Raw genomic sequence first — 8,114 nt, 5'->3', positions numbered from 1 at the left:
ATCTGCCGACCCTTCGGTTTCTTCTGGTGGATGTCAGAGACGTAGCCGTTCTTCTCCAGCCACTCCTCGTTCTTTTTCGAGCGATAGGCCGTGTCGGCCCAGAGGGTCGAACCGGTGTTGGCGCGGTTGAGGACATTGCGAAGCTGCGCGCCGTCATAGGCCGCCACGCTCGTGACGTTCCAGCCGCGGATGAAGCCGTGCCGACGATCGATCGCGGCGTGGTTCTTGTAGCCGAAGGCGGGAATGGCGATGTCGCGCTGCTGCACCTTTCCATCCTCGGCCATCTTGGCCTTCGAGAACTTCACCGTCCAACGTGCGTCCCGGTCCTTCTGGCGCAGCTTGGCGGGCTTGTCTTTCCACTCGTCTGGAACCTTGCCCGCCTTGATGTCAGCCTTCTCGGCGTCGGTGTTGCGCTGCTTGGGCGCCGCCACGATGGTGGCATCGACGATCTGCCCGCCCATCGCCAGGTAGCCGGCCTTGGTGAGGTGCTTGTCGAAACGGGCGAACAGGTTGTCCACCGCGCCGGCCTGTGTGAGATGCTCCCGGAACAGCCAGATCGTCTTGGCATCCGGCACCCTGTCGCCGAGACCCAGCCCGAGGAAGCGCATGAAGGATAGTCGGTCCTGGATCTGGAACTCGGCCTGGTCGTCAGACAGGCCGTAGAGCGCCTGCAAAACCATGATCTTGAACATCATCACCGGATCGTAAGGCGGCCGACCACCCTTCGCGCCATCGGAGCGCTTCAGCGCCTTGCCGAGCGGCTTGCGGAAAACCTCCCACGGCACTACCGAGTTTAGCTTTTCCAGCGGATCGCCGGCCTCGCTCAGCCGCACATATCGCTCGTCAATGTCCCAGAAACCAGCCTGTCCCCGCATCCACTGCCTCCGCGCAAATCAACGCGACGAGTGACTCAAAATCCGGTTCAAAAGGCGAGGTATTTCGAACTGTTCAGTTGCGACGTGATCTGGCGCCATGTTTCTGCTCCAGCCATTGCCCGGCGCCGTAGACTTTCAATCCCGTGCTATCGACAAGCACATGCAGTGGGCCGTCCGGCAGCGGCGGGTTTCGTCGGGCTGATGGCTCCCACTTCTGTGCCCGACGGCTCAGCGTCGTATGATCTGGAACTGGGACTTTCAGCCCCATGAGATCCAGCAGCGAGTGGAGCAATCCCTCGGTCTGGCGCAGCCGCATTGCGAAGACGCAACCCAGCGTCAGCGCTGTCTCAATGGCGAGATCGGAATACCGGGCTTGGCCGCCGCGGGTCTTGCGTCGCGGATCGCGCCATCCCGCCAGTGCCTCCGGCGTTACCCATAAGGTCAGGCTACCACGCCGGCGCAGACCTGCTTCGTAGTCACGCCAATTCGTCACCCGGAATTTCATCTTCCCGACGTGATGACGACGATCTGCGTTGTGTTTGTACGGCATGGCACTCGCATCAAGCTGATTTCGATCCTGCCTGCCTATCGCCAAACCGTTGACAAAGGATCCATGCACCAACGCTGATAGCGGTGGTTCTTGTAGGTCGGTGCACTCACGGTCATGGGCGCGCTGCCACCTCAATTTCCTTACCCCTCTATCAATGTGACACCACCCCTGAAGCTTATCGCCCCCCGCATGAGCGTTCTCTGCTTCTCGAGGAAGACGCCAGTTCCACTCGTGCGTTACTGGGGGCCGTGAGGCGGTCCAGTAAAGCCTGCCGGTCGGCGACGAGGGTGTCGAGGTGCAGCGGCTGGCTCCCGGGCCGTTCTCCTTCAGCCAATTGCGCGGCCAGCGCCCTCGTGGCGTCCACGACAAATACCCCGCAATCGTAGGCGTTGTCCTGCTGGGCCATCTGCACTCGATCCAAGCGGGCGCCCAGACGTGCTGCCAGCCCTTGTGCGATGGCGCTGTTCAGGGTGCCGAAGGAGTCGTAATGATAGGCGACCGGCTGGCGCCCGCGTAGATCGACAAACAGCAGCGACCAGTGGGTGCCCCCAGCGCCAGTCCCGGCATTGTTGACCGGAAGGAACACAAAGCTGGCCGTGCCGCCCTCGAAGTTGGCCCTGCCGCCATCGATGATGTCGTGGAAAGCGGCGGCCGCCTCGGCCGGGTTCCGAGCCATGCGCAAGAAATGGGCCACCGCCGGCGCCACCAACCGGGTCCGGGCGGCGATGTCGGGACTGGCCCTGTGCAGCGCCTCGCCAAGCAGTGCGAAATCGGCCGCGATATGCTCGTCTTCGAGCAAGGGAGGGATTGGCGCGCTCCCGACTAGCAGGTTGTCGCCAACATTTTCAGCATCAAAAACCGTATGGTTGACTGATTGGTACCCCGCCTGGTGCGCGTAGGAAGTGCCAGGACCTGACCTGACCTGATCTTCAAGCCTGATCTGTCGGTTCCCCGTTCCAAAAGCAGCTCTCCTGGTGTCGATGGGCGACAACTCACTGACATCCGCCAGATCGGAGTCGGTTAAATCGGGAAAGTCCTTAGGGCTTGCTTGCGATGACCTCTGCGCCTCCGCCGAGGGTACTGTATTCATGCCGCCAAGCGCTGCATCGTTGGCCATTCCCGCGCCTGAAGAGGAGCCCTTTTTCTCAAACGCCTCATTCAATCTGGTCCCGTGCAAATTGGGTGCAGCATTGGAGCGAGATTTGGGCAGCGCATCGATTCCTGCCAGCTCGTCCTCGGTAAATTCGGGGAAGTCGTCGAACCATGGTTCTGACGGACTGAGCGCCGACGCCGAATGCTCACCCTGCATGCCGCCCAGCGCTGCATCGTTGGCCATTCCCGCGCCTGTATGCCGCTTGGAAAATGAAAATGGGGACACCTCGACCAAAAACTTTGGTCGCTGCAATTTAGTCGCACCAGACACCTGTTGCGGCGATTGATTTACCAGGCTAGCTGTCCTCTTCCGCTTCACAATGGATGACCGTAAAAGTGGCTCCTGATGGGGAGTGCCCCAGGCTGTATCCTCTTGGAAAGCAGCCGAATGCTCACCCTGCATGCCGCCCAGCGCTGCATCGTTGGCCATTCCCGCGCCTGTATGCCGCTTGGAAAATGAAAATGGGGACACCTCGACCAAAAGTTTTGGTCGCTGCAATTTAGCCGCATCAGACACCTGTTGCGGCGATTGATTTACCAGGCTAGCATAATCTGTCCTCTTCCGCTTCACAATGGATGACCGTAAAAGTGGCTCCTGATGGGGAGTGCCCCAGGTTGTATCCTCTTGAGGAGCAAAGGTCGAATCCGATGGTCCTGTTCTAGCAATTGCAGACTTTCCGAGAAACGCCTCTTGTAATATATTATGGCATGATGTAATTCTCCTAATGATACGACTGTCGTAACAGTACGGATCACCGAGATTTGCCACTATAAAGTCTTCATCTCGCTTAACATTTCGAACGAACATCTCGGCCATATGCCGCTGATCGTCAGCCGGAATTTTGTATGGATCAAAATCCACTTGATTGTTAAGCGCCAGGCCTATTTCCGCCTTGTAAGATTTTATTGGCAGGTTAGCGCAAGGTAGATGTCGAGCGAACCTATCGCTCTGTTCGAGCTTGTTCCAGATATTCTGAATCTCGTCCCGGTGAGTTTTTCCCAATGAACTATTACGGGCAATCATAAGTGCCTGCATCACGCCCTGCTCACCTATCGTCTTCATCGGTCCAGTGGGATCGTTGGCTTGCTTATTTTCAAAGATTATTTCGCCCGTTCGACGAATGATTGCTATTCGAGCAAAAGAGTCGGAACAAACGGCTGAAGCCGCTATGAATGGCCAAACGGAATAACTAAGATCGTGCGCCTTAGCATCTGGAGAGGTGATAGTGGCGATGGAACCTTGCGACAGCCCGCGGTCATAACGATCATGCATGGCGGTAAAACTAGTGATTCTATCTGTGGCCACGATATTTAGCTCTGTCTTGTAGCCAATGTGACGAGCCCTCGCGAGAAGGATGTAATTAGGGGTATCGCGCGTCTCCACGATGATATTCGATCGATGCCGTATCGCATACTCAATCAATTGATCGCGCCAGTTCAAAACGACGAAGCGATTTATTTCCTCAACTACATGAGATCCCCGGAGTCGAGCGCGGTTGTTGTCGGGAAGAAAAGACTTGAGTTCGTTCTCGCTTACCACTTGAGTGTAGTCGGGATCATGTTTATTCAGTAACTGCCTAATTGCAGAGGTTTTGCCCGATGCCGGCTGTCCGCCTACAACAAGAAAGATGGGATTCTTCAGCCCTCCATTTTCGACTGCCATGCTACCTAAGATGTCACGTTCAAATATTGCTTTCGCTTCCGTTGAATTCAATTTCCTCTTTCTCGCCAGGAATTTATGAAGAACTTCGGTCGATTCCGGTGTTTCCATTTTCGGTTTCCTCGTACCAATCTGCGATCGTTTAAAGTTTAAGCAGTAGAGTCATCCCTGGCGAGGGCGCTGTCACATTGTTTGAAGCGTGGAGGCGCGGAAGCCCACAGCTGTTTTCAGGCAATCTGCAACGCCGCGGCCTTGCATTCTGCCATGGCATTGAGGCGGTGAGTTCGGATCTGCGTGGCGGACCTGTTTGAGCGGGAGGGGACAAAGAGATTGCGTATGGCGGAAAAGACGGAGACGAAATGCTGAAGGGAGCCAATGCTGCGGAAGCCTTGCCGAATTCGCTCCCGCTTTCGAAACGGCAGGTGAGAGTTCTCCGCCCGGTTGTTGAGGCCCTTGTGCGACCGGTGCTCGATATCGGGCATGACCTGACGTCTTGCCGCTGAATAGGAGCGCAGCTTATCGGTGACGATACGCTTCGGCGACAGGCCTTGCTTCTTCAGCAGACGAATGAGCAGACGCCTGGCCGCCTTGGTATTGCGGCGGGTCTGCACGATCTCATCCAGCATATAGCCGTCCTGGTCGAGGGCGCGCCACAGCCAGCACCGCCTGCCGTTGATGCGCACGGCTACCTTATCAAGATGCCAGACATCGTCTTTACGATGGCGCCTTGCGGCGCAGGCGACGTGCATAATCGGGACTGTGCTTCTTTCCCCAGCGGCGGATGGTCTCGTAGGAGACGACGATCCCCCGCTCCAGCAGCATTTCTTCAACATCGCGCAGGCTCAGCCCGAACCGGTAATAAAGCCAGACGGCATGAGCAACGATTTCGATCGGGAAGCGATGGTTCTTGTAGGTGGCGCATGCTTCGACCATGCCAACCTGACTTATCGTCAAACCGTTAAGCCAAAATCAATGTGACAGCACCTCGCTAGACATCAATTCGGCCCGCGCGCTATCGTGGGCTTCTTTGACTGATTTTGCGATCGGGCGAATGGATGACATTAGATCATCCACAAAAATCCCTCGTTCCATGACACTTACGGCCAAATCCGTAACTGATTCTTTCACGTTCTTTATCTTGCTGTCAACGTCGGAACTTTGCGACTCTACGCTGTGGCCGGATGTCGAACTCAGGTTACGATCCAAAGGCGGAGCCTGATGGGTATAGGCCTCACCCAGGGCCGGATGATATGCAACTTCATCGAGCATGCGTTCCGCGTGGTACTCACACAAGTAGCGTCCACCCGGCAGGTATCTTGCATGTGAGGCCGCATTGCGCAATTTTCGCAGCGTCTCAACTGGATTTTCGGTGGCTAGCCGCTTTGCCACCTCAGTTAGAATTGGCTCTGGCAGGTCCGTGATTCGTGTAGGTCTGCCACCATAACGAGCTGAACTTTCGGGTTTATCGGCCTGTGATCTGTCATGATCCATGATCCAACTCCCTCGATTTTCCATTGCTCGAATGCTAGCACCCAAGTGCGATCCAATACACTGATATCGCGTTACACCTGCAATTCCAGAGAGTCTATGGTTCACTCCAACTCGGCTTTCGGCATCATCGATGGCGAAGGAAACTAGTACTACAGTTGCGGATCATTCGATTTTCTGATTCCCTTCGACAGGTTATGGAGGGAGCCATGTCTGTCGCTTCGTGGTCAGGGTCGTTATTGGCTTGGGAGCAGGAACTCACAGCGCTGAAGGCGCGGGTTGGGCGGGTGCTTCCTCGTCGTGAACTGCGGGACACGGGCGCAGATTTCCTTGACGGCCTTCTTTCCGGCATTGAGCGCAAGACTGGCTGGCTGATGGCTGAGCAGTCCGGAGCGGAGCGGCCCTATCGGATGCAGTCGCTGTTGGGGCGCAGCCACTGGGACGCGGATCGGCATCGTAAACTTAACGCTGCGAAGGCACGATTTGGAGTTCTGCCTTTGGTTCAGGCGGCATGAAGGCGTGCGATCTGGCGCCATGTTTCCATGGCTATTGCTCGCAGCTCGCGATGATGGGTGGATGAGATGTCGTGGCGGGGCGTTGGTGCGCGGATATGAAATCGAACGCATTTCGATCTTTAATGTAGTTGGTTATGCCTGCGTGACTTGACGCCGGATAGACTCCGGGCGTGCCCATGCCAGCATGCGGTTGAGAACGTGCAACCGATGGCAACCTCGGTCTGTTGAGCCGAAAGAGAGCGTGCACGCAGGCGCCGTCCGATCAGCCCCTTGTATCGTCCGATGGCAATCTCGGGGTCATTCTGCCCATGTTGGGCAGGAGGTCGAGGTACATTACCGTTGGCACTGACCTGCCACCGAATTTTCATCCAGCGGCAATTAGAGCCTCGGCGGTTTTTTGATCCGATACCATTCTTTGGACCGCCGGAAGGTGGAGTTTTCCGGCTGTTTCACGATGGCGGGCTGACGGCGCCATCGGGATTGATCAACGAGATCGGAACCTTGTGCCCGATTGCGCCATGGGGGCGCACCTCGTTGTAGTATCTGCGCCAATCCTCCAACTTTTCGGCCGCGTCGGCAAGCGTCAGGAACCAGTGGGCGTTCAAACATTCCGCCCTGAAGCGGCCGTTGAAGGCTTCGATGTAAGCGTTGTCCGTTGGCTTTCCCGGTCGCGAGAAGTCGAGCGTGACGCCCCTGGTGTAGGCCCACAGATCGAGGTCGCGGGAGACGAACTCCGAGCCTTGATCGACCCGGATCGTCTTTGGATAGCCGATCTTGGGGCAGACCTGTTCCAGCATCCTGACCACATCCTCGGCTCGGTAACTGAAGCGTGGGTGGAGCACCGGCACGTAGCGTGAGAACGTATCTACGACCGTCAGGACCCGGATCTTCTTGCCCGTCGCGAGCTGGTCGTGAACGAAGTCCATCGCCCAGACGTCGTTGGGTTCGACGGCTGGCTGGCGATCGTCTCGCAGCTTCGCCTTCACCCGGCGCTTCGGCGTCTTGTTCCTCAGTTGAAGGCCCAAGTCCCTGTAAATGCGATAGGTCCGCTTCATGTTGATGTCCCAGCCCTCCCGCGTGAGCATCACGTGCACGCGCCGGTAGCCATAGCGAACCCGCGTCGCGCAGATGTCTTTGATCCGAGCTTCGAGGCCGGCCTGGTCACGGCGGCGGGACTTGTAGTGATAGGTCGAGGTGTCGAACTCCAGAACACGGCACGCTCGCCGGATCGACACGTTCCAATCAGCACAGGTATCGGCCACCAGCTCGCGTTTGCGACCAGGCCTCACAGTTTTCGGCGGATCACGTCCTGCAGCATCTCCTTGTCCAGCGACAGATCGGCGACCAGCTTTCTGAGCTTGCCGTTCTCGTCCTCGAGTTGCTTCAGCCGCTTCATCTCTGTCGGCAGCAGCCCGTCATATTTCTTCTTCCAGTTGAAATAGGTCGCCTGGCTGATCCCGGCCCTCCGGCAGATCTCCGCCACAGGAAACCCATCCGCTCCCTGCTTCAGAATGAACGCCTTCTGCGCGTCCGAAAACTTCGATGCTTTCATCGCTTCCGCTCCTCTCCCAGCCGGGAAACTACAGCGGAAAACTCCAATTCTGAACGGTCCAGTTTCTGGGGATCAGATCAGTTTTGTACGCCGTATGGCGCGGGTTGAGCAACGGGCGATCGGCGGAGCTGGTCGGGGTTGTGCAGCTGATCGCCCGTTGCGGTGAGATCGGCGGCACAAGCCGCGGGCGTGATGTAGCCGAGCGCGCGAATGTGGGCGCGATCAGCCTCCTACAACACGACGACAGTACACCCACGGGACGGAGGTTCGCGAGCTTTTATATCCGTGGCATCCTTGGTGCGGTCAGCTCGTGCATGTCCAT

Annotated in this window: 5 protein-coding genes and 4 pseudogenes; 2 read left to right on the top strand and 7 right to left on the bottom strand. The window is 57.3% G+C overall.

The window, feature by feature from the left end:
• The 5 genes and pseudogenes from NKI17_RS36470 to NKI17_RS36450 all read right to left on the bottom strand — a co-directional run.
• Positions 1-875: IS5 family transposase (locus NKI17_RS36470; protein WP_352907910.1), on the bottom strand; the 875-nt coding region annotated here is incomplete at its 3' end.
• A gap of 76 nt (positions 876-951) precedes the next feature.
• A pseudogene (locus NKI17_RS36465) lies at positions 952-1,425 on the bottom strand (IS5 family transposase); the annotation flags it as partial.
• Positions 1,426-1,600: 175 nt separating this feature from the next.
• A complete protein-coding gene (locus tag NKI17_RS36460; RefSeq protein WP_352907909.1) occupies positions 1,601-4,348 on the bottom strand; it encodes a zeta toxin family protein in 2,748 nt (915 codons plus the stop codon).
• A 116-nt stretch (positions 4,349-4,464) separates the two neighbouring features.
• Positions 4,465-5,159: pseudogene (locus tag NKI17_RS36455) on the bottom strand (IS6 family transposase).
• Positions 5,160-5,206: 47 nt separating this feature from the next.
• On the bottom strand, positions 5,207-5,728 hold the full coding sequence (locus NKI17_RS36450; RefSeq protein ID WP_352907908.1) for a hypothetical protein: 522 nt from the start codon (positions 5,726-5,728) through the stop codon (positions 5,207-5,209).
• 206 nt (positions 5,729-5,934) lie between these two features.
• Between NKI17_RS36450 and NKI17_RS36445 the strand changes: the two are divergent.
• A pseudogene (locus NKI17_RS36445) lies at positions 5,935-6,183 on the top strand (IS701 family transposase); the annotation flags it as partial.
• A 189-nt stretch (positions 6,184-6,372) separates the two neighbouring features.
• On the opposite strand, the pseudogene NKI17_RS36440 reads toward NKI17_RS36445, so the two are convergent.
• A pseudogene (locus NKI17_RS36440) lies at positions 6,373-6,605 on the bottom strand (hypothetical protein); the annotation flags it as partial.
• A gap of 84 nt (positions 6,606-6,689) precedes the next feature.
• Positions 6,690-7,792, bottom strand: a protein-coding gene (locus NKI17_RS36435; protein ID WP_352907906.1) for an IS3 family transposase whose coding sequence is annotated in 2 segments (ribosomal slippage) — positions 6,690-7,531 and positions 7,531-7,792 — 1,104 coding nt in all. Because the reading frame shifts where the segments join, the coding sequence is not laid out codon by codon here.
• A 140-nt stretch (positions 7,793-7,932) separates the two neighbouring features.
• On the opposite strand from NKI17_RS36435, the gene NKI17_RS37265 reads away from it, so the two are divergent.
• On the top strand, positions 7,933-8,114 hold a 182-nt coding region (locus tag NKI17_RS37265), incomplete at its 3' end, for a hypothetical protein (RefSeq protein ID WP_502894731.1).

This window comes from Mesorhizobium sp. M0816 (assembly GCF_040320005.1).
In the GTDB taxonomy this organism is placed as follows: domain Bacteria; phylum Pseudomonadota; class Alphaproteobacteria; order Rhizobiales; family Rhizobiaceae; genus Mesorhizobium.
The sequence above is the reverse complement of the archived record's forward strand: the minus strand, read 5'-3'. Positions and strand labels throughout refer to the sequence as shown.